Origin of the sequence: Vibrio sp. CyArs1, from assembly GCF_022432925.1 — a bacterium.
GTDB lineage: Bacteria > Pseudomonadota > Gammaproteobacteria > Enterobacterales > Vibrionaceae > Vibrio > Vibrio mediterranei.
Genome location: NZ_JAKRBO010000005.1, coordinates 319,208 through 337,837, shown reverse-complemented (window position 1 = coordinate 337,837; position 18,630 = coordinate 319,208). Strand labels below are relative to the sequence as shown.

Sequence of the window (18,630 nt, the reverse complement as noted above, 5' to 3'; positions counted from 1 at the left end):
AACTAAGCTATCGTCCCCACTCTAAACGGACGAATTTTTCTGATAGTCATTGGATTTTGACCACCTTGCGCAGACAACCTTTTGGCTTGAGTGCGTTTTAATTGAATGTGACAAAGTTCCAATATCAAACCAAACGCCATCGCAAAGTATACGTAACCTTTGTTGATATGAATTGCGAAGCCTTCTGCCATCAACAAGCCACCTAACAACACCAAGAACAATAACGCTAGGGTTTTGAAGCCTGGGTATTGGGTGACAAGGTTATTGATTTTCTCTGCCGTCAACACCATGACCACCGCCGACGCTAATATCGCAGCAACCATAATTGGCACTTCACTTGTTAAACCAACCGCCGTAATGACAGAGTCCATAGAGAAGACCGCATCCACCGCAACAATCTGTAATAACACCACCGCCAAGCCTGCGCTTACTCGTGTCGAATGCGCACTTTCATCGTGAGTCAGCCAGCTCCAAAGCTCTTTCAAACTCTTGGCCAGCAAAAACGCACCACCCAAGATCATAATGACAACTCGTCCAGTGAAGGCGAATTTAGCGATTTCGAATAAAGGTTGCGTCAATGACATGACCCAAGTGATCGAAAAAACTAACACGATACGGGCCATAACGGCCAAGCCAATACCTAGGTTTCGGGCCAACTTGCGTTGATGTAGTGGAAGGCGCTCACAAAGTACGGAGATAAACACGACGTTATCAACACCGAGTACGATCTCTAAGGCAAATAGTGTGGCAAAAATAGCCCATGCTTCAGGCTGAAGGAAAAGTTCTAACATGATTGCGGCTCCAGGAAAGTGGAACCAATGGAATTGTAAAGTCGACTATAGGGGTCGTCCATTTAGGGTTAATACCTCTGTTACTTAGGGATCGCAAGTAAATCACCAAACCCTCTAACGAGCAATATGTCAGAATGTAACCAAACATGTCGTTGATTCATAAATTGATACATGCAACCCCAAACAGTGAATACGCGCCAATATTGCTTAGTTCGTCACAATTCCATCTTTGTATAGCCACTTGTATACAAACTGAAGTATTATTGTTTTATTAGGGACATAAATCATGAGAGTGCTGTAATCAGATGGGAAGCCTGAAAAACTCTGTAAGTAAAAGCGTAAAGACCAAAGTCGCTGGTCAGACGCAAGATGACGTCGTTTATTGTCATATTTTTGATGCCATATTAGAACAACGCCTTCCTCCCGCAACCAAACTAAATGAAGAAGCTTTAGCGGAAATTTTTGGTGTGAGTCGTACCATTATTCGTCGTGCACTGCTTCGATTATCGCTTGAAAAAGTCGTCGATATTCGACCGAATCGTGGCGCTATTGTTTCCGCCCCTTCGGTTGAAGAAGCACAACAGATTTTCAAAGCTAGAGAAGTGCTTGAGCTCGCCATTACTGAACTCGCAGTTGTAAGCGCAACCAAGGCGCAAATTGCTGAGTGCCGTAAATTGGTCGAAGAGGAAAACGCCGCCTTTGCCAAAGACGATTACGGTAGTGGCCTGCGTTTATCTGGTGAGTTTCATATCAAGCTCGCCGAAATGGCAGACAACGCACCTTTGCTAGCCTTCCAACGCAGTATTGTCTCGCAGTCGTCACTGCTCATTGCTATGTACGAAACAGGCAACCACTCCAACTGTTCTCAAGATGAACACACCATGTTGCTTGATGCCATTGAGAACGGCGATGAAGAAGTCGCACTTGAGCTTATGAAAGAACACTTAGAACACATTCGTTCTAAATTGAATCTCGATGGAAACAACGCCTCCAACGATCTTCATGTGGTGTTCTCAGACGTGCTTAAGAATAAAGCGAGCTAAGTTGAATAACACGTTATAAGCCAACCAAATACGGTTGGCTTTTTTGATCCTGCTTGTTCCCTCGAAATTTCCGCAGCTTATCGTTTTAAACAACGAAATAATCATGACTGATTTTTTGTAACACAGAATCGACGTCTGATTTCACATTTTATTAAATAAAATCATACACATACAATGCCTACTTCATTCTAAAATCGATTAAAAGCCTTAGTTTTGTTGCTATTTTGTAAAATTTTAGTTGACCTCTTGGTCAAATTATCCAATTATTGACCCAAAGGTCAGAAAATTATAAAAACGAACTATCACGGAACAAGGAGGTCTCTTGATTACTTTTCTACTCAATCAAGAAATCAAGCAGGAAGTAAATGTCTCCCCCAACATGACTGTGCTGAACTATCTACGCACTCATGTAAAGAAAACTGGAACAAAGGAAGGTTGTGGTTCTGGTGACTGTGGGGCATGTACTGTCGTATTAGGTGAGCTCGTCGACGGGCAGCTGAAGTACCGCAGCGTCAACTCGTGTCTAACGTTTATTTCTGCTCTACACGGAAAACAGCTCATTACGGTGGAAGACTTACAAGAAAAAGGTCAATCACTCCACCCGGTACAAGAGGCAATAGTCGAGTTTCACGGCTCACAATGTGGTTATTGTACACCGGGTTTTATCATGTCGATGTTTGCATTGACCAAAAATAAACCTAACGCAAGCAAGCCTGATGTTATGGAATCTCTTGCGGGTAACCTATGCCGTTGTACGGGTTATCGTCCTATCGTCGACTCGGCTTTGTCACTTTGCTCAGAAGAACGTATTGTTGACCAATTCTCTGAATTAGAGCGTGCAACCATTCAGAAGCTTGAGAGTATTCAAGATGAAGATGCAAGCTTACGCCTTGGTCATCTCACTGCTTTTTCACCAAAAACTACTGACGAATTGGCCAAGCTTTACAAAGCACATCCCCAAGCTAAATTGGTCGCTGGCGGCACCGATTTAGCGCTTGAAGTAACTCAATTCCATCGTGAAATCGAAACGTTAATCAGTGTGAATCTGGTTGAAGAAATGAAAGTGTGTGAAGAGACGGACCAAACGTTAGAAATTGGTGCCAATCTGCCTATTTCCGATGCGTACCAACTGCTGACTAAGCACTACCCTGATTTCGGAGAACTTCTACATCGCTTCGCCTCACTGCAAGTACGTAACCAAGGCACGATTGGCGGCAACATTGCCAATGCTTCCCCTATCGGTGACACCCCGCCGCTACTGATAGCGCTTGATGCTAGCATTCAGCTTCGTTGTGGTGATGAAACGCGTGTGATTCCGGTAGAAGAATATTTCATTAGCTACAAAGTGACAGCGCAGCAAGAGAGTGAATTCATCGAAAAGATCATCATTCCAAAACCAAGTAACGACAGCTTCCGAGCGTATAAATTGTCAAAACGTTTAGATGATGACATTTCAGCAGTATGCGGCGCTTTCGCCATTACTGTGGAAGATAACGTCGTGACAGACGCACGAGTCGCTTTCGGCGGCATGGCAGCAACACCGAAGCGCGCCACACTTTGCGAACAAGCGCTTATCGGTCAAGCATGGAATGAAGAGACCATTGCCACCGCGATGGAAGCGGTGAAAAACGATTTCGAGCCGCTTTCCGATTTCCGAGCAAGCCAAGAGTACCGCACTATTTCAGCTGCTAATATGCTTAAGCGCTATTACATTGAAACCAATAACACCAGTAATCTGATCGAAACGAGGGTAACGTCTTATGTCTAACGTGAATCATCAGCAACTGACTCACGAAGAGATGGTTGCCATTGTCAAACAAGATTTGAAAACCGGCGTGGGTAAGAGCGTTAAGCACGACAGTGCACCTAAACAGGTAACTGGTGAAGCGGTCTACATTGACGATCGTCTTGAGTTTCCAAATCAGCTGCATGTGTATGCTCTTTTAAGCACACAAGCGCACGCGAAAATCACCAAATTGGACGTATCGCCTTGTTATGAATTCGATGGCGTTGCCATCGCAATTACGTCCAAAGATGTGCCCGGTCAATTAGATATCGGCGCGATTCTACCTGGTGACCCTCTGTTAGCCGATGGCGTTGTGGAGTATTACGGCCAGCCTGTTATTGCTGTAGCCGCAAACGACCTAGAAACGGCCCGTAAAGCCGCTCATGCCGCCATCGTCGAATATGAAGCACTACCTGCTATCCTTGATGTCAAAGAAGCCCTTGCCAAAGAGCACTTTGTTACTGAAAGCCACCAGCAAAAACGTGGTGACTCTCAAAAAGCACTAGCAAAGGCCAAACACATCATTGAAGGCGAGCTTGAGATCGGCGGGCAAGAGCACTTCTATCTAGAAACCCAAGTCAGTAGTGTTATGCCAACCGAAGATGGTGGCATGATTGTCTATACCTCAACACAAAACCCAACTGAGGTTCAGAAGCTTGTCTCGGAAGTGCTCGGCGTTGCCATGCACAAGGTCGTTATCGACATGCGCCGCATGGGTGGTGGCTTTGGTGGTAAAGAGACTCAAGCGGCTGGACCTGCCTGTATGGCAGCGGTTATTGCACACCTAACAGGTCGTCCAACCAAAATGCGCTTGCTGCGTAATGAAGATATGACCATGACGGGTAAACGTCACCCGTTCTACAACCAATACAAGATCGGTTTCAACGATGATGGTGTGATTGAGGGAGCTGAAATCATTGTCGCTGGTAACTGTGGTTACTCCCCTGACCTATCAAGCTCTATTGTCGACCGCGCCATGTTCCACTCGGACAACGCCTACTATTTAGGCGATGCAACCGTAACAGGCCATCGTTGTAAAACCAACACGGCATCTAATACTGCATACCGTGGGTTTGGTGGTCCACAAGGCATGATGACTATCGAACACATCATGGACGAGATCGCTCGTTACTTGAAAAAAGATCCGCTCGAAGTGCGCAAAGCCAACTACTACGGTGAAGAAGGTCGTGATGTTACCCATTACTATCAAACCGTAGAAGATAACTTCTTGCCGGAAATCACTGAGCAACTCGAACAAAGCAGTGATTACCACGCACGACGTAAAGAAATTGCCGAGTTCAACCGCAACAGCCCGATTTTGAAAAAAGGCTTATCCATTACTCCAGTGAAATTCGGGATCTCGTTTACCGCGACTTTCCTAAACCAAGCTGGAGCACTGATTCACATATACACCGATGGCAGTATTCATTTGAATCACGGTGGTACTGAAATGGGCCAAGGCTTGAATATCAAGGTGGCTCAAATCGTAGCAGAGGAGTTTCAAGTAGATGTTGACCGTATCCAAATCACTGCAACTAACACCGACAAGGTGCCGAACACCTCGCCCACTGCGGCCTCATCGGGCGCCGACCTCAACGGTAAAGCCGCGCAAAACGCTGCAATAACCATCAAACAGCGCCTCATAGAATTTGCATCGTCACACTTTAAAGTCACGCCAGAGGAAGTGATTTTTAAGAATGGTATGGTACAGATTCGTGAAGAAATTATGACGTTTGCGGACTTTGCTCAGCTGGCATGGATGAACCAAATTTCATTGTCGAGCACCGGCTTTTACCGCACGCCAAAAATCTATTATGACCATGAGAAAGCGCGCGGTCGCCCTTTCTACTACTTCGCTTACGGAGCATCGTGCTCAGAAGTAATTATTGATACGCTGACAGGTGAGTACAAAATCCTGCGCGTCGACATTTTGCACGATGTTGGTGCATCACTAAACCCTGCGATCGATATTGGTCAGGTTGAAGGCGGATTTGTACAGGGTGTGGGCTGGCTAACAACCGAAGAGCTGGTTTGGAATGAACAGGGCCGCCTAATGACTAACGGACCTGCAAGTTACAAGATCCCAGCGATTGCGGATATGCCTATCGACTTTAGAACCCACCTTCTGGAGAACCGCAGCAACCCAGAGGATACGGTGTTTAATTCAAAAGCCGTTGGTGAACCACCATTTATGCTAGGTATGTCAGTGTGGAGTGCGCTCAAAGATGCGATCTCGTATGTCGCTGTGGACGGTGCAATTCCTAAACTCGACACACCAGCAACACCTGAACGTGTATTAATGGCGGTACAAGCCGTCACACAAGGGCAGAAAAATACAACCACTACCACAACGGAAGCAAACTAATAAGAGAGGTCACTATGTTTAAGGACAATTGGATTCATGAACTCGCGAAGCTTGAAGAAAACCACGAGCCTTGTGTCATGGTGACCGTTTTGGAAGACCGAGGCTCTGTGCCGCGTGACGCGGGCACGAAGATGCTGGTAACACGAGACAAGATTATCGCCACTATCGGCGGTGGTCATCTCGAACATGTAGCATCAAAAATGGCACGAGAGATGCTTATTTCAGGAGAGAGCGCACTAAAAGTAGAGCGTTTTAATCTTGGAGCCCGCCTCGGTCAATGCTGTGGCGGAATGGCGACGTTAAGCTTCGAACCTATTGGAACAGCGCAAAAACACTTGGTGTTATTCGGCGCTGGTCATGTCGCAAAAGCACTACTGCACATAGTGTCGACATTACCATTTAGAGTGACCTGGATTGATGAACGAGAGGCAGAGTTCCCAGAAGTACTCCCAGATGGCGTGAAGAAACTGGTGTCAGATGACCCTGTTGGTGAAGTCAAACACATGCCACCGAATAGCTACTATTTGGTCATGACTCATAATCATCAACTCGACTTCGACCTGTCAAAAGCCATCATTGATCGTAATGACAGTGCGTACTTTGGAATGATCGGTTCATTGACCAAACGTAAGAAGTTCGACTTTAGGTTATCTCAGCGCGGCTATACACAAGAGCAGATCAACATCATGACCTGCCCTATCGGTATAGGCGCAATTACCGGCAAACACCCTGCAGAAATCGCTGTATCTGTCGCAGGGGAACTGATCTCACTCTATCAAGGTAATCCAGTAGAGCAAAAACGTCCGGATCCGTCGCAAGCACTGCATGAAGTAAGTTAAATGCTTACTTAAAGGACTCAGAATTTGAAGGCCAATTTGTGAGGAGTTGGCTAAAAGGAAGTACCATGACATCACAGCGTAAGGCCTACAGAGCCAGTATTTTACACAGCATTGCTGACCCGAAAGACGTCGGGTTAGAGAACTCGTATGAGTTTTTTGAAGACGGCATGATTGTCGTTGAACACGGCCATATCATCGATATTGGCTCAGCTACAGACGTACTAGCAAGACACCCAAAGCCACTAAAAGTCACCACCTATAAAGACAAGCTGATTACGTCAGGTTTTATTGATACTCATATCCACTATCCACAAACAGGCATGATTGCCTCTTACGGCGAACAGCTATTGGACTGGTTGGAAAACTATACCTTCCCAGAAGAAAGACGATTCAAAAACCCGGTTTACGCACACAAAGTCGCGAAACTGTTTTTGGATGAACTGGCGAGTAACGGAACCACTACAGCCCTAGTGTTCGGTACTGTACACAAAGAATCGGTCGATGTTTTCTTTGAAGAGGCAGAGAAACGTAAGCTTCGTATGATAGCAGGTAAAGTGCTCATGGACCGCAATGCACCAGACTATCTAACCGACACGCCAGAATCAGGATACCAAGCGTCTAAAGAGCTAATCGAAAAGTGGCATAATCGCGGCCGTTTACTCTATGCCGTCACGCCGAGATTTGCGCCAACCAGCACGCCAGAGCAACTTGCAACCGTAGGCAAGCTGCTTGAAGAATACCCAGACGTTTACATGCATACGCATTTATCGGAAAACAAGAAAGAGATTGAGTGGGTACTTGACCTCTTTCCAGAACGTGAAAGCTATCTTGATGTCTATGATCATTACGGACTGCTTCACAAGCGTTCGGTGTTCGCTCATGGCATTCACTTATCTGATTGCGAATGTCAAAGGTTGGCGGATACAGAATCTGCTATCGCTTTCTGCCCTACTTCCAACTTGTTCCTTGGTTCAGGCCTATTTAAGTTGAATAAGCTTGAGGAACATGGCGTGCGTGTTGGTATGGGCACCGATGTGGGTGCGGGAACCAGCTTTTCGATTCTACAAACAATGAGTGAAGCGTACAAAATCATGCAGCTCCAACAAGAAAAGCTGCACCCATTGAAATCGCTCTACTTAGCAACACTAGGCGGCGCTAAGTCTCTTCATTTGGAAGACAAGATTGGTAACTTAGCCGTTGGCAAAGAAGCCGATTTCGTAGTGTTAGACCTTCATGCAACTCAATTGATGCGCTTTAGAATGAAGCAAGCCACTACTCTAGAAGAGAAACTGTTTGTATTGATGAGCCTTGGTGACGATAGAACGGTCTGCGAGACGTATATCTTTGGCGACAAAGCTTATGACGTTCAAGGCGAGCGTGATAAGCGCTTAGTCAGTTAACAAAACATAGCAATAAATCGAAGGCCCTTAGTGGGCCTTTTGTTTTATCTAGATAAACAATTTCGAGAAATAATTTAAAAAAAAGCGCATTTTTTTGTTAGATGAACGAATTCTGAATATTAACTTCAAATCTCGTTAAGATTGACTCAGGCATAGTAGCACCATCAAATGAACACAACGCCTACTTTGAGGTTTTTATGAAAAAAGTAATCATCACTACAGCACTTATCCTTACTTCTGGTTTTGCAGCTGCGAAATCTATGCCTGAGCAAGGTGGTTTTAACGGCCCTATCAAAGGCGCACAAACAACAGTCGCTCAAGCGCTAAGTGCCAATGATGACGCTCCGGTTCAAATCACAGGTAACATCACTCACTCTTTGGGTGACGAGAAATACCAATTTACTGACGGCGCGAACACCATTGTGATTGAAATCGATCGTGAAGATTGGCGCGGTGTAGACGTTACACCAAATGACCGTGTAACAATTACTGGTAGTGTAGACAAAGACACGTTGGAAGATGCAACCGTTGACGTTAAACGCGTTGTCATCGCGGGTTAATAGCCAACAATACTCATCCCATTTTCAAAAGCGGCTGTCATTCAGCCGCTTTTGTTTGGCTGATAGGTTACCAACATCACACCCAATATGATCAATAACGCTCCGCCAATTCGTTGTGGCGTCATTTCAATTGTCGGATATCCCAATAACCCATACTGATCATAGAAAATCGACGCGATAACCTGACCACAGACGATAGAAATCGCCAACGCCAACGCACCAAGTTGCGGTGCTAAATAGATCGACATAGCGATATTAAAAGCCCCTAAAAGCCCACCTATCCATGCCCACCAAGGTAGCGATGATATAGAGCCTTGAGGAAACCAAGGTTTGCCTTCAATCACGACCAGCATGCCTAGCACAGCTGTTCCAACCACAAACGAAACAAACGCCGCTTGTAACGATGAACTCATACCAATTTTCAATTGCGCGTTTACGCCAGCTTGAGACACTAAACCAACCCCAACAACAACGCTGAGTATCACCAGTACGACACTTGTTACGTTCACATCAGTCTCCCGTCAAAACACACTCTTACAAGCGTAGCACTTCATTCATAATAAAATTCATGTACATTAGTACGATAACAACATTGATTTAGGGATATGACATGAGCAAAAAGGTATTCGCAGTTATTGGCACAGGCGCTATTGGAGGTTATTACGGAGCAAGACTCCATCACGGCGGCAATGATGTGCACTTTCTCTTCAACAGCGATTATCAACATGTCATCAAAAACGGCTTAAAAGTCGACTCCCATTATGGTGATTATTCAATTTCAGCTGAAAGCTTAAATGCTTATAATGCAACGCGTGATATGCCCAAAGCCGATGTCGTTCTTGTCGCGCTAAAAACCACCCAAAACCACCTTCTCGAAGCACTGCTTCGCCCTTTATTAAAACCCAATACACTTGTTATGTTGCTTCAAAATGGCATTGGTGCGGAGCGAGAGGTAGCTGAACAATTTAACCTTCCTTTTGTCGGAGGCGGATTGTGCTTTATTTGCTCAAATAAAGTGGCACCTGGACATATTGACCATATTGATTACGGCCGTATCACTATCGGCACTTATGGCGATGCCGGCATTGAAGCACTCGAGGACTTTGCCAATCACCTGACTCAAAGCGGCGTAGAAGTCGATGTCGATCAACGTATCATAGACGCAAGATGGAAGAAGCTGTTGTGGAATGTCCCTTTCAATGGACTGTCGACCGTACTCAACGCCGATACTGCTGAAATGATGAGCTGCGAGGAGCTGGTTAATCTCTCAAAAGAAATCATGATTGAAGTTCAACATGCCGCAAAAACCACGGACACTGACATTTCAGACACCTTGATTGATACCATGCTATCAAACACCGCTAAGATGAAGCCTTACCTCACTAGCATGTTACTCGACAGGCGCAACCATCGAGAACTTGAGATTCAATACATGTATAAAAACGCGATTGATTTAGCGAAAGATCAAGGTGTCGCTATGCCAAAAACTCAGATGCTTTATGAACAGCTATGTTTTATCAATAACCAGATAAAAAGCGTGAAATAATCATGGCAAATCCTGAATTTAAAGAAGACTTAGATGCATTGGATAAGCTCAGTGTCTGTCTGTATCGGTTGGGTATATCACTATTTTCCATCGGCTGTTTGCTGGCAGCCGCATTAAGCTACGAAGGTATCACACTCGCCAGTGTCACATCTCCATTTGATCAATGGATATTCTGGATGCTGCTTACATCCACGGTTTTATCCGCCGCCAACATCCACGTTTACGACAAAACGGTAAGAACGGTGATAATGTGGAGTGGCTGGTTAGCACTCCTATTTGTGGTCACAGACCTCCCAACGTGGGTATCCCTTGGCTTTTGCTTTGTGGTGTTTTCCGGCATTGCACTCAAAGAATCATTCTGCTTCAAAGTACCCGGGCTCAAACTGATACCTGTTCTTCTCGTTATCGCAGTACTTTGCACTGCCCTGAACAAACTCCCAGTTTTAGTTGCGCTCTACATCGCTGTCGGCGGAATTATGGGTTTCTTATCATTTAAGAAATGGCAAATGCCGCTTCACTTCGATATAGGCATTAAAGCGAATTATCAGATTTAGTAATCAAATCTCTGCTACAACCACTCCTGATTAGTGATAATATCTCCGCATCAGAATTACCGAGATACACTATGTTTATCCATCACGTTAACGGCATCGACTGGCTGGTGATTACAGCCTTTGAAGAACTAAAAACCATGTTTATCGAAGATGCAGGAGCGATCCCCTCTTGCTTCTCTAACACCAGCGAATTAAGCCTGATTGACCAAGCCAAACGTACTCATGGATATTTGCCTTCACTCGACGGCGAAATCACCGATACCGGCACATTTCAACGTCAAAATAACGAAGAAGATTTGAACCCACAGCTTGCCTGCCTAGTTGAAGGACGTGGTCGGGTGTTTATCTATCACGGCGGCTTTGTGGCTTTTGTGGATGATGAACAAACCTTTATTACCCAGATGGACTAAATACTTAGACTACATTCCTGAACGACATTCTTTATGAGGAGCCTACCGTGAATGAATTCCGCTCTTCGAATAGAAGATAAATATTCATTTCGAAAAACGACACAGTGTTCATTTACTACTAAAACACAATTCGTTCGCGGTCTCGAAAAAAGCCACCAGTTGGTCCGTTCACCGGCAGATTTGCGGCCCATACTATTCCTTCGACCCCTATCGCTATTGGGCGCCCTCCGTTTCCCCCCATGTCAGTAGCTACCCATCCCGGACAGACTGAGTTTACAAGAATACCTCTGCTTTTCAGTTGATTGGCAAACATTAACGTCAATGAATTAAGCGCGATCTTGGACATGCTGTAGGCAGGAGTGCTGCCAGTCTGATTATCAAGCGCACCCGCACCACTGCTGATATTAACAATACGTGCTTGCTGACTGCTTTGGAGTAAAGGTAAAAGTGCTTGCGTCATTCGCCACGCTCCAAACACATTGGTATCCATCGCTTCTTTGACAGTAGTGAGATTAGCATTTGTCACATTTTGCCAAGTGTCATAATGAATCGCGGCATTGTTGATTAACACATCGACAACGGAAAACCGCTGCTTAACACGCTCAACCAAATGAGTAATGCTACCCTCATCAGTAATATCAAGCTGTGCCGCTAACAAGTTGTCCCAACCTAACTCTTTTACAGCTTGCTGTGCATCACTCATCTGGCGAGCTGTAACAATGACAATGTCACCTTGCGCTGGCAGTTGGCGACTAACTTCTTTACCAAGACCACGGTTTGCCCCCGTAACAATGGCGATTCGCGGTGTTTTATTTCTCATGTCGAGTTCCTTATAAAATCTCTACTGCATCAACGCGGAATTTGGTCACGATGATAGTTTTTACCTTTGCCACCTAAAATATAGGCAGAGCAAGCTCTAGCAAACGATCAAGTATCCACTTGCTAGGCAATATTGCTCTGACGTATTTATTGGTATATCACTTTAAGCGCTTCGCGAGATTTTAAGTTTTGCGCTGCATAGTTAGGCGCCTCTGCCAAGATATCTCGACTACCTTGCTCTGCTTTTCGATTCAATTTCACTGAGGTGATTTGCCAGTTATCGCTTGCCCGTTGCAACTCAAACTCGTATTCACCCGAAACCGCCCAAAAACCTACTGCACCTAGCCAATGACTTGCTGTGAAGTCCACTGTCGCATTCGCTTTATCGCCATCAATAGAGACGTTTAAATTGCTCAAGTCATGGAATGTTGCATCAAACCCGGGAAGGAACCCTGCCCATTGCTTGATCAAGTCTTGGCGTTTAACTAGTTGAGCCTCTCCGCCAAACAGTGTGGTGTAATCCACCGTCAATTCTGGAGCGAATAATCGACCTAAGTATTCAAATGCACCCTGGTCTGCCAAAGCCGAGAAGCTGTTAATGTTGCTTCGAATTTTCGCTTCGTCCAAAGGCATGGTTTGAGCATTCACATTCATGGTAATCGCCCCGATAAACAGTAACCACAGTTGTTTAAGTTTCATGGCACGACTCCTTATAGGTTCGCTTCGAAGTGCTCTACCACTTCATCGACAGCCAGTTTTACCGCTTCTGGTTGGTCGTAAAAATCGAACTGGTTAATGTCGTATAACCATACTGCGTTAACGTTGCTACCAGCATTCTCTATGTAACGATGCGCACCTGCAGGCAGAGCCATGGCTTCAGAGGCCACCATAAGAACTGGTTTATCTTGCGTTGCCGCGCTTGCTTGAGCATCGTAGTTCAACCAGCCAGTCCATGATGCAACGTTGTATTGGTTGTCATATTCAGGAATCAATCCACGATCGACTTCGGTGTAGTAAGGTGCTTGATACATCAGTGCACTCTCGTTGGTTGTGCTTGCCGCTTCTATGTAAACCGGAGTCGCTGAACGCGCTGCTTCTTCCGCTGCTACGAGTAGGTTTTTCGCGCTTTCTTCTCCGCCATAAATTTCAGTCGCCATCGCTTTGTCGTGCAACCAAGGAGCAACCACTGCTGCTGCGTTTACTTTGGCGTTACCAGCAACCGCATCCAACATGTAACCCGCCGACGCACAAATACCCAGGCCACCAATGCGTGATGCATCAATGCCGTCTAACTGACTCACTGCTTCAATCACTGCGCGAATGTCCGCTGTTTTACGTGAAGGATCTTCTAGGTACATCACCTGGTCTTTACTTTCACCCCAACCACGGAAATCAAACGTCAATGCAGCATATCCTCGCTCTGCTAATGCTTGAGCGTAAACCGCTGGCATCTGCTCTTTCACCGTTGTCCACGCACCCGTTACGATAACTACTGGGGCATTTCCCGCACCTTTTGGTAGGTAAAGGTTTGCAGCTAGTTGACCAACTTGAGTATTAAGTTCGATGTGTTTCATGGTGGTGTCCTCTATAGCTAGGTTAGTATTGTTATCATCTGCAGAAACTGAGTGAGCAAAGGTGGTGAACGGCAAACTGCTTAATAGTAGTAAAAGCGATTTCTTTAACATGGCATCCTCTCTGTCTTATGTTTTGCCTGAAGCGTCCGGCTAACTTGGGTATAGATTAGCGCTGTAACGCTAGAGAAGATTGAACATTCCTGCCCAAGTTTTTGTATTTTATTGCCCGCTCAAAAAGTTGACGAAATGTACAAAACTCCGCTAACTTCAGCGAGCAAGTGAATGAGAACAAAGGAACGAAAATGAAGTCCGAGCTTAAGTTTTATGACTCTGAATCTAATGTGCTATCAAGCTGTGGCGACGTGCTGGATATTGAGTTTTCAAACCATGGATTAGATTGGTCGGGCGTATTGGTAGAAAAGGGCACGTCCCCTTATTTCTATCCGAAGAATGTCTACACACCCTACTTCTACTTTGCACTGGCACTAGAAAAAGATTTGAATTGGAGCGTCGAAAAAGATGGTACGTTCGCCGATCTAAAAACCAGCCCGGGCAACATCTGGATTAACCCGCCTAAAACTCCCTTTACCCATGATGTGGCAGAGCCTTGCTACTTCGTCATCTTAGCGATTGAAGAGCAGGAGTTTTTCTCACATTGCCCGCTAAATTTAGACGGAATTGAGCTGCAATTTTTGAACAACTACAATGTGTTGGATGAAACCATTAAGGGCATCATTGAACTGTTTATGTTAGAAGCAAAAGGCAAAGGGCGAAATGGCAAAGTCTACCTCAATAACCTGGTTTCGTTGCTTGCAACCCACTACATCCAAAACTATTCAAACTACTTTGACCTTAAGAACAACCAACTTGCTGCCTCTAAGTTCGACCAACATCAAGTTAGTAAGATTGACCAATACATCGAAGAAAACATGGGTAACAACATAGCGGTCGATGATTTAGCAGAATTGCTCGGTTGTAGTAAGTTTTATTTCCTGAGAGAGTTCAAAAAGCTCATCGGTGTAACACCTTATCAATACCTGATGAATAAGCGTTTGGAGCAAGCACGAGTGGCACTCTCCTCTGCTCCAGTAAATATCGCTTTAACGGCACACGAGCTTGGCTTTAATGACCAATCCCACTTTACTCGTGCGTTCAAAAACCATTTCGGCATCACACCGGGGCAATACATAAAAAACAATGAAAACTGATAGTTAATTGGAAAAAATCACTTTCGGACTTCATGCCCGTCATAGCTTCTTAGGCATAAATGAGTTGGGAGTCATAAAACCATTCTGAGATTTCGGACTGCTTCCCGTACTGCAACAGCTCGACCAAAATACATCTAGCTAGCCCAATCCGTTTAAACTCTTTAATGGCCTATTATTTGGCTGTTAAGTGAAGAAACTGAGTTTGCTCTTACGCTAAGTAAAAAAATGGAGCGATTTCTCGCCCCATCTAGTTCTAGTTACTTGTGGCCGATAACCAGTGCCATCTCATCACCATCCGCAAAGACGCTTCCTTTGAGATCGCTATATTTCGCTTTGATCTCTAAACCGTGTGGCTCTAGTTCACTGGCTAGCATTTCCAAGTTGAAGTGCTGTAGCCAGTTATACACTGTCCACTCTCGGGCATCTTCGAAGATGACGTATTTGTCTAGGGTCACCATCTCCGTTTCGTATTTGAAGTTTGATTGCAAACACCAGTAATTATCTGCGCTCCAGAAACCACCCATAGCGTTCTTCTCGAGGTTTCTAGACTCAGTTTGAGCCGCAAAGCGAGTCGTAGTGTAAACATCCAGTGCAATCGAGCCACTAGGCGCTAACAGGGATTTGAACTTACCTAATAAGGTCGCACGCTGATCTGGATTTAGAGCGCAAAGGTCACACATCACCAGAGTGATCAAGTCGAATTTGCGAACGTCACCGTACTCAAGATAATTCCCATAGTGATACTCGATATCAAGCTGTGATTTCTTGGCTTGGCTTCTAGCGTATTCAAGCGAGTTATGTGAAAAATCCAGACCAACAACGGTACCAACACCTTTGGATTTTAAGCGCTGGGTATAAAGGCCAGGCCCACAACCGAAGTCAATGGTCTTAGAATCTGCGCTTAGGCTAAACTCAGAAACCAACCAACTAGTAGACGCGTCAATAAACGCCGCAGTACGAGATGCAAGGCTAAGTTCAGGGTTTAGATGAAATGCCAGCATCTGCTTTGCGATATGACTATCAGTCCACAATACATCAGCAGTATATGCAGACCAGACAACAGGCTTTGCACTAGCCTCGTCGATTTTGTTGTACATTTTTTAGTTCCGACAATAAGTTAGATTTATCGTCCTTACTTTCAGCTGAAGTTATTTCGTTGAATACCGTAAGGACGCTTGATAGATATTGTTTGTATAAAATAAGTCATTGCTGGTGCCTCCTTAGTAATGAGTTTAATTCGCCGACAAGTTATCAGCTCTTACAAAGACAAGCAACAAAGAGGGAATTTGGAGAAAAAACAGGATCTGATAAGGTCTGACGGCTATGACACATACGATTTGGATAAATCCCAAACAAGCTCTAAACGGATTGGTAGTGGTATTGTAATAAGGCTGAAGAAAGGCACTTCTCAATTACAAAGTGCTAGCTATCATGGCTCTGGACAAAAGTGCGTCAGTGAAATTGCTAAATTAGCAACTCTCGGGTAACTTTATCTATCTTAAGTAGCAGGATCGCGCCGTTTCAGAGTGTGTTGTTCGGTCATTAAACGCTATCCAAACTATCTGTCTCTCTGCTTTTTACTAAGGTGATTATTGGTATGTCTCAATTCGACTACCATCAATGACATACGCTGTGTCTGCTAGCTCCGAGCTGCTGCTTTCTGTTCTGAGCATACCGACTACGTATACCACATCCCAGATTTCAGATATTGCCACACCCTCTTCAAATCTCACTCGAACAATTTGGTTTGGTGGCGGTGGTGGGATATGAATACAGGCCCCAAAATAAGGCACCAGCAAGAAATCTGTCACCAGCTCTTCATCCCCCTCAAGCGGTATGACGAAGCCGGCTATTTTGACTTCAGTTCCATCGAGCTCTTGGCGCACAGTATGTACTTGAGATTGCAGTGCCGCTCCACCTGTGTGATCGGTAATTAAGTTCTTGGTCGGAATATTTCTTTCTTGCTCTGGTATCAAATCTATCCAATGTAGTCTTTGTACATCTGTTTCAATGTCAGCAAGCGCAGTTTGTGGAGGTAAGATGGTTAACATCAAAAATATTAGACTTAAGAGTGTTTTTAAATGTTTCATATCGTTCACTATTCTTGTTAACGTCAACACTCCGTTGTCAATTCCCATCCCTCTGTCGAATATATTTTTGAACTAAATCATCGCTCAAAATATAATGCAGCCTTGTAGTCAAACACTTATTCAAGTTATTCACCTGTCAATATTGAATAAAGACAAATCAACAAGCAAACAACTCAAGTCAGTTGTGTTGTAGCTAATCCTTTGAAAGTGAATTTTTATATATTTCCCCATCTTTCATAATTAGCACAAAGTTCTTATCCGCATTGGCAACCAATTTAATATCCTCTAAAGGGTTACCATCAACCAAAACAAGGTCGGCTAATGCACCTTCTTTTATTACGCCAAGCTCACCAGGATAGGGATCACGAGGTCCACTTAGTTTGAGAAGCCGAGCGTTATCATGCGTCGCCATTTTTAAGATTTCCCAAGGTTCAAACCAAGGTGCCAGCTTAGTTAAGAATTTACCTTGTTTGTTGGCGAGTGATGGGTCGAACAGCATGTCTGTACCAAATGCAATCGGCACCCCGTATTTTTTAGCAAGCTCGATACCTCGTGCTGTGCCTTTGGTCACTAACTTAAACTTTGCCTCTTGAAAAGAACCAGGAGGAAAAGGGATTGCATCTTCATCATCGAAGATTGGCTGCATACTCAACCACGCGCCCTTTTCTGCCATCATCTTAAAAGTTTCTTCTGAGAGAAGGTTGCCGTGTTCGATACTCTTAACACCTGCTCTTAATGCGGTTTGTGCTCCTTTGTTAGTGAACACATGCACCATGACATAAGTATTCCAACTTTCTGCTACGTCAACCGCAGCCTTGAATTCTTCGTAAGTGTATTCAGCAACATCAATCGGGTCATAGCTTGAAGATACCCCGCCACCAGCAGCCAGTTTTATTTGGGTAGCACCAAGTCTCAACTGCTCTCGTACTCTCTTCGTCACTTCAGGCACGCCGTCGGCGACGATAGCAAGGCTGTTGCGCTCTAAATAGTTTAATGGGTCAGTGCTATTGGCTGGCACATCATAACGTCCACGATAATCAAAGTGTCCTGCGGTCTGACTGATTGGGCCACCTGATGGATAAACTCTCGGTCCATTGATTAAACCTTTATCACTCGCTTGTTTGATAGCAAAAGGGTTTCCTCCTGCATCCCTAATTGTTGTAAACCCTCTCATTAAAGTCTTATTTGCACCATCAGAAGCAATGAGGGTCAAGTATCCAAAATCCGAGTTCATGAGCTCACTCATAGAAGCATTGGCGAACATCGTATGCCAATGGGCATCAATTAGGCCCGGTATTAGTGTTTTACCCTTAGCATTAATGACGGTGGCATCTTCAGGGACAGATACCGTTTTACCAATCGATGTAATTTTATTTTCTTCCACTAGTACGCTAACGCCTTTTTGGAGATTTTTGTTTTCACCATCAAATACGTTTGCATTTGTTATTACTGTCGATGCAGCTTCTACTCCTATAGATACCGCAAGTAAAGATAAGCTAAAGCAGAATTTAGCCATTTTAGTTCTTTTTGAATTTATCATAATACGATTCTCTATCGAAAAAATAATATCCAATAAGGTAATTTGGTGTCGTTACTAAATTAAGTCAGTAGAAGTAGCTCTATAACTAAACTATAAATCCGATCT

Annotated in this window: 18 protein-coding genes; 10 read left to right on the top strand and 8 right to left on the bottom strand. The window is 44.6% G+C overall.

Going from position 1 to position 18,630, the window contains the following annotated elements:
• Nucleotides 1–2: 2 nt before the first annotated feature.
• On the bottom strand, nt 3–791 hold the full coding sequence (locus MMA19_RS16920; protein WP_240206731.1) for a TerC family protein: 789 nt from the start codon (nt 789–791) through the stop codon (nt 3–5).
• Between the two features lie 305 nt (nt 792–1,096).
• On the opposite strand from MMA19_RS16920, the gene MMA19_RS16915 reads away from it, so the two are divergent.
• The 6 genes from MMA19_RS16915 to MMA19_RS16890 all read left to right on the top strand — a co-directional run bounded on the left by MMA19_RS16915 (nt 1,097) and on the right by MMA19_RS16890 (nt 8,784).
• Nucleotides 1,097–1,834, top strand: a complete 738-nt coding sequence (locus tag MMA19_RS16915) for a GntR family transcriptional regulator (RefSeq protein ID WP_006070634.1) — start codon at nt 1,097–1,099, stop codon at nt 1,832–1,834.
• A 322-nt stretch (nt 1,835–2,156) separates the two neighbouring features.
• Nucleotides 2,157–3,602, top strand: coding sequence for a xanthine dehydrogenase small subunit (gene xdhA, locus MMA19_RS16910; protein WP_006070633.1), 1,446 nt, complete (start codon nt 2,157–2,159; stop codon nt 3,600–3,602).
• Nucleotides 3,595–5,985: a xanthine dehydrogenase molybdopterin binding subunit gene (xdhB, locus tag MMA19_RS16905; protein WP_006070632.1), complete on the top strand. Its 2,391-nt coding sequence runs from the start codon at nt 3,595–3,597 to the stop codon at nt 5,983–5,985. Before xdhA ends, xdhB begins: the two co-directional genes overlap by 8 nt.
• A gap of 14 nt (nt 5,986–5,999) precedes the next feature.
• Nucleotides 6,000–6,824 (top strand): xanthine dehydrogenase accessory protein XdhC, encoded by an 825-nt coding sequence (gene xdhC / locus MMA19_RS16900; RefSeq protein ID WP_240206730.1) that lies wholly within the window; start codon nt 6,000–6,002, stop codon nt 6,822–6,824.
• 65 nt (nt 6,825–6,889) lie between these two features.
• Nucleotides 6,890–8,224: a guanine deaminase gene (gene guaD, locus MMA19_RS16895; protein ID WP_006070630.1), complete on the top strand. Its 1,335-nt coding sequence runs from the start codon at nt 6,890–6,892 to the stop codon at nt 8,222–8,224.
• Between the two features lie 197 nt (nt 8,225–8,421).
• Nucleotides 8,422–8,784, top strand: a complete 363-nt coding sequence (locus tag MMA19_RS16890; RefSeq protein ID WP_006070629.1) for a NirD/YgiW/YdeI family stress tolerance protein — start codon at nt 8,422–8,424, stop codon at nt 8,782–8,784.
• 41 nt (nt 8,785–8,825) lie between these two features.
• On the opposite strand, the gene MMA19_RS16885 is transcribed toward MMA19_RS16890, so the two are convergent.
• Nucleotides 8,826–9,293 carry a DMT family transporter gene (locus MMA19_RS16885; protein ID WP_063605382.1) on the bottom strand — a complete coding sequence of 156 codons (468 nt, stop codon included), beginning with the start codon at nt 9,291–9,293 and terminating at the stop codon, nt 8,826–8,828.
• A gap of 101 nt (nt 9,294–9,394) precedes the next feature.
• On the opposite strand from MMA19_RS16885, the gene MMA19_RS16880 reads away from it, so the two are divergent.
• The 3 genes from MMA19_RS16880 (at nt 9,395) to MMA19_RS16870 (ending at nt 11,294) form a co-directional block, all read left to right on the top strand.
• Nucleotides 9,395–10,330 carry a 2-dehydropantoate 2-reductase gene (locus tag MMA19_RS16880; RefSeq protein WP_240206729.1) on the top strand — a complete coding sequence of 312 codons (936 nt, stop codon included), beginning with the start codon at nt 9,395–9,397 and terminating at the stop codon, nt 10,328–10,330.
• A 2-nt stretch (nt 10,331–10,332) separates the two neighbouring features.
• Complete coding sequence (locus tag MMA19_RS16875) at nt 10,333–10,884, top strand: DUF2301 domain-containing membrane protein (protein WP_171388624.1); 552 nt, start codon at nt 10,333–10,335, stop codon at nt 10,882–10,884.
• A 71-nt stretch (nt 10,885–10,955) separates the two neighbouring features.
• The gene (locus MMA19_RS16870; RefSeq protein ID WP_006070625.1) at nt 10,956–11,294 is read left to right on the top strand and encodes a hypothetical protein; all 339 of its coding nucleotides are present in this window, start codon (nt 10,956–10,958) and stop codon (nt 11,292–11,294) included.
• Nucleotides 11,295–11,412: 118 nt separating this feature from the next.
• Here MMA19_RS16870 and MMA19_RS16865 read toward each other — a convergent pair whose 3' ends face one another.
• The 3 genes from MMA19_RS16865 to MMA19_RS16855 form a co-directional block, all read right to left on the bottom strand.
• Entirely contained in the window at nt 11,413–12,114 is a 702-nt protein-coding gene (locus MMA19_RS16865; RefSeq protein WP_240206728.1) for an SDR family NAD(P)-dependent oxidoreductase, read from the bottom strand.
• Between the two features lie 146 nt (nt 12,115–12,260).
• Complete coding sequence (locus tag MMA19_RS16860; RefSeq protein ID WP_240206727.1) at nt 12,261–12,812, bottom strand: nuclear transport factor 2 family protein; 552 nt, start codon at nt 12,810–12,812, stop codon at nt 12,261–12,263.
• Between the two features lie 11 nt (nt 12,813–12,823).
• A complete protein-coding gene (locus MMA19_RS16855) occupies nt 12,824–13,687 on the bottom strand; it encodes an alpha/beta fold hydrolase (RefSeq protein ID WP_346657542.1) in 864 nt (287 codons plus the stop codon).
• Nucleotides 13,688–13,989: 302 nt separating this feature from the next.
• On the opposite strand from MMA19_RS16855, the gene MMA19_RS16850 reads away from it, so the two are divergent.
• Entirely contained in the window at nt 13,990–14,895 is a 906-nt protein-coding gene (locus MMA19_RS16850; RefSeq protein ID WP_198557724.1) for an AraC family transcriptional regulator, read from the top strand.
• 257 nt (nt 14,896–15,152) lie between these two features.
• Here the strand turns inward: MMA19_RS16850 and MMA19_RS16845 are convergent, their stop codons facing one another.
• From MMA19_RS16845 to MMA19_RS16835, 3 genes are all read right to left on the bottom strand, one after another.
• Nucleotides 15,153–15,992, bottom strand: coding sequence for a class I SAM-dependent methyltransferase (locus MMA19_RS16845; RefSeq protein ID WP_240206725.1), 840 nt, complete (start codon nt 15,990–15,992; stop codon nt 15,153–15,155).
• A 492-nt stretch (nt 15,993–16,484) separates the two neighbouring features.
• Nucleotides 16,485–16,946: a DUF3299 domain-containing protein gene (locus MMA19_RS16840; RefSeq protein WP_240206798.1), complete on the bottom strand. Its 462-nt coding sequence runs from the start codon at nt 16,944–16,946 to the stop codon at nt 16,485–16,487.
• A 232-nt stretch (nt 16,947–17,178) separates the two neighbouring features.
• Entirely contained in the window at nt 17,179–18,501 is a 1,323-nt protein-coding gene (locus tag MMA19_RS16835; RefSeq protein WP_240206724.1) for an amidohydrolase family protein, read from the bottom strand.
• Nucleotides 18,502–18,630 lie beyond the last annotated feature (129 nt).

Coding starts and splice junctions, on each gene's coding strand:
- MMA19_RS16920 (WP_240206731.1), bottom strand. CDS start 791: ATGTTAGAACTTTTCCTTCAGCCTGAAGCATGGGCTATTTTTGCCACA.
- MMA19_RS16915 (WP_006070634.1), top strand. CDS start 1,097: ATGGGAAGCCTGAAAAACTCTGTAAGTAAAAGCGTAAAGACCAAAGTC.
- xdhB (WP_006070632.1), top strand. CDS start 3,595: ATGTCTAACGTGAATCATCAGCAACTGACTCACGAAGAGATGGTTGCC.
- xdhC (WP_240206730.1), top strand. CDS start 6,000: ATGTTTAAGGACAATTGGATTCATGAACTCGCGAAGCTTGAAGAAAAC.
- guaD (WP_006070630.1), top strand. CDS start 6,890: ATGACATCACAGCGTAAGGCCTACAGAGCCAGTATTTTACACAGCATT.
- MMA19_RS16890 (WP_006070629.1), top strand. CDS start 8,422: ATGAAAAAAGTAATCATCACTACAGCACTTATCCTTACTTCTGGTTTT.
- MMA19_RS16880 (WP_240206729.1), top strand. CDS start 9,395: ATGAGCAAAAAGGTATTCGCAGTTATTGGCACAGGCGCTATTGGAGGT.
- MMA19_RS16875 (WP_171388624.1), top strand. CDS start 10,333: ATGGCAAATCCTGAATTTAAAGAAGACTTAGATGCATTGGATAAGCTC.
- MMA19_RS16870 (WP_006070625.1), top strand. CDS start 10,956: ATGTTTATCCATCACGTTAACGGCATCGACTGGCTGGTGATTACAGCC.
- MMA19_RS16865 (WP_240206728.1), bottom strand. CDS start 12,114: ATGAGAAATAAAACACCGCGAATCGCCATTGTTACGGGGGCAAACCGT.
- MMA19_RS16860 (WP_240206727.1), bottom strand. CDS start 12,812: ATGAAACTTAAACAACTGTGGTTACTGTTTATCGGGGCGATTACCATG.
- MMA19_RS16855 (WP_346657542.1), bottom strand. CDS start 13,687: ATGAAACACATCGAACTTAATACTCAAGTTGGTCAACTAGCTGCAAAC.
- MMA19_RS16850 (WP_198557724.1), top strand. CDS start 13,990: ATGAAGTCCGAGCTTAAGTTTTATGACTCTGAATCTAATGTGCTATCA.
- MMA19_RS16845 (WP_240206725.1), bottom strand. CDS start 15,992: ATGTACAACAAAATCGACGAGGCTAGTGCAAAGCCTGTTGTCTGGTCT.
- MMA19_RS16840 (WP_240206798.1), bottom strand. CDS start 16,946: ATGTTAACCATCTTACCTCCACAAACTGCGCTTGCTGACATTGAAACA.
- MMA19_RS16835 (WP_240206724.1), bottom strand. CDS start 18,501: ATGGCTAAATTCTGCTTTAGCTTATCTTTACTTGCGGTATCTATAGGA.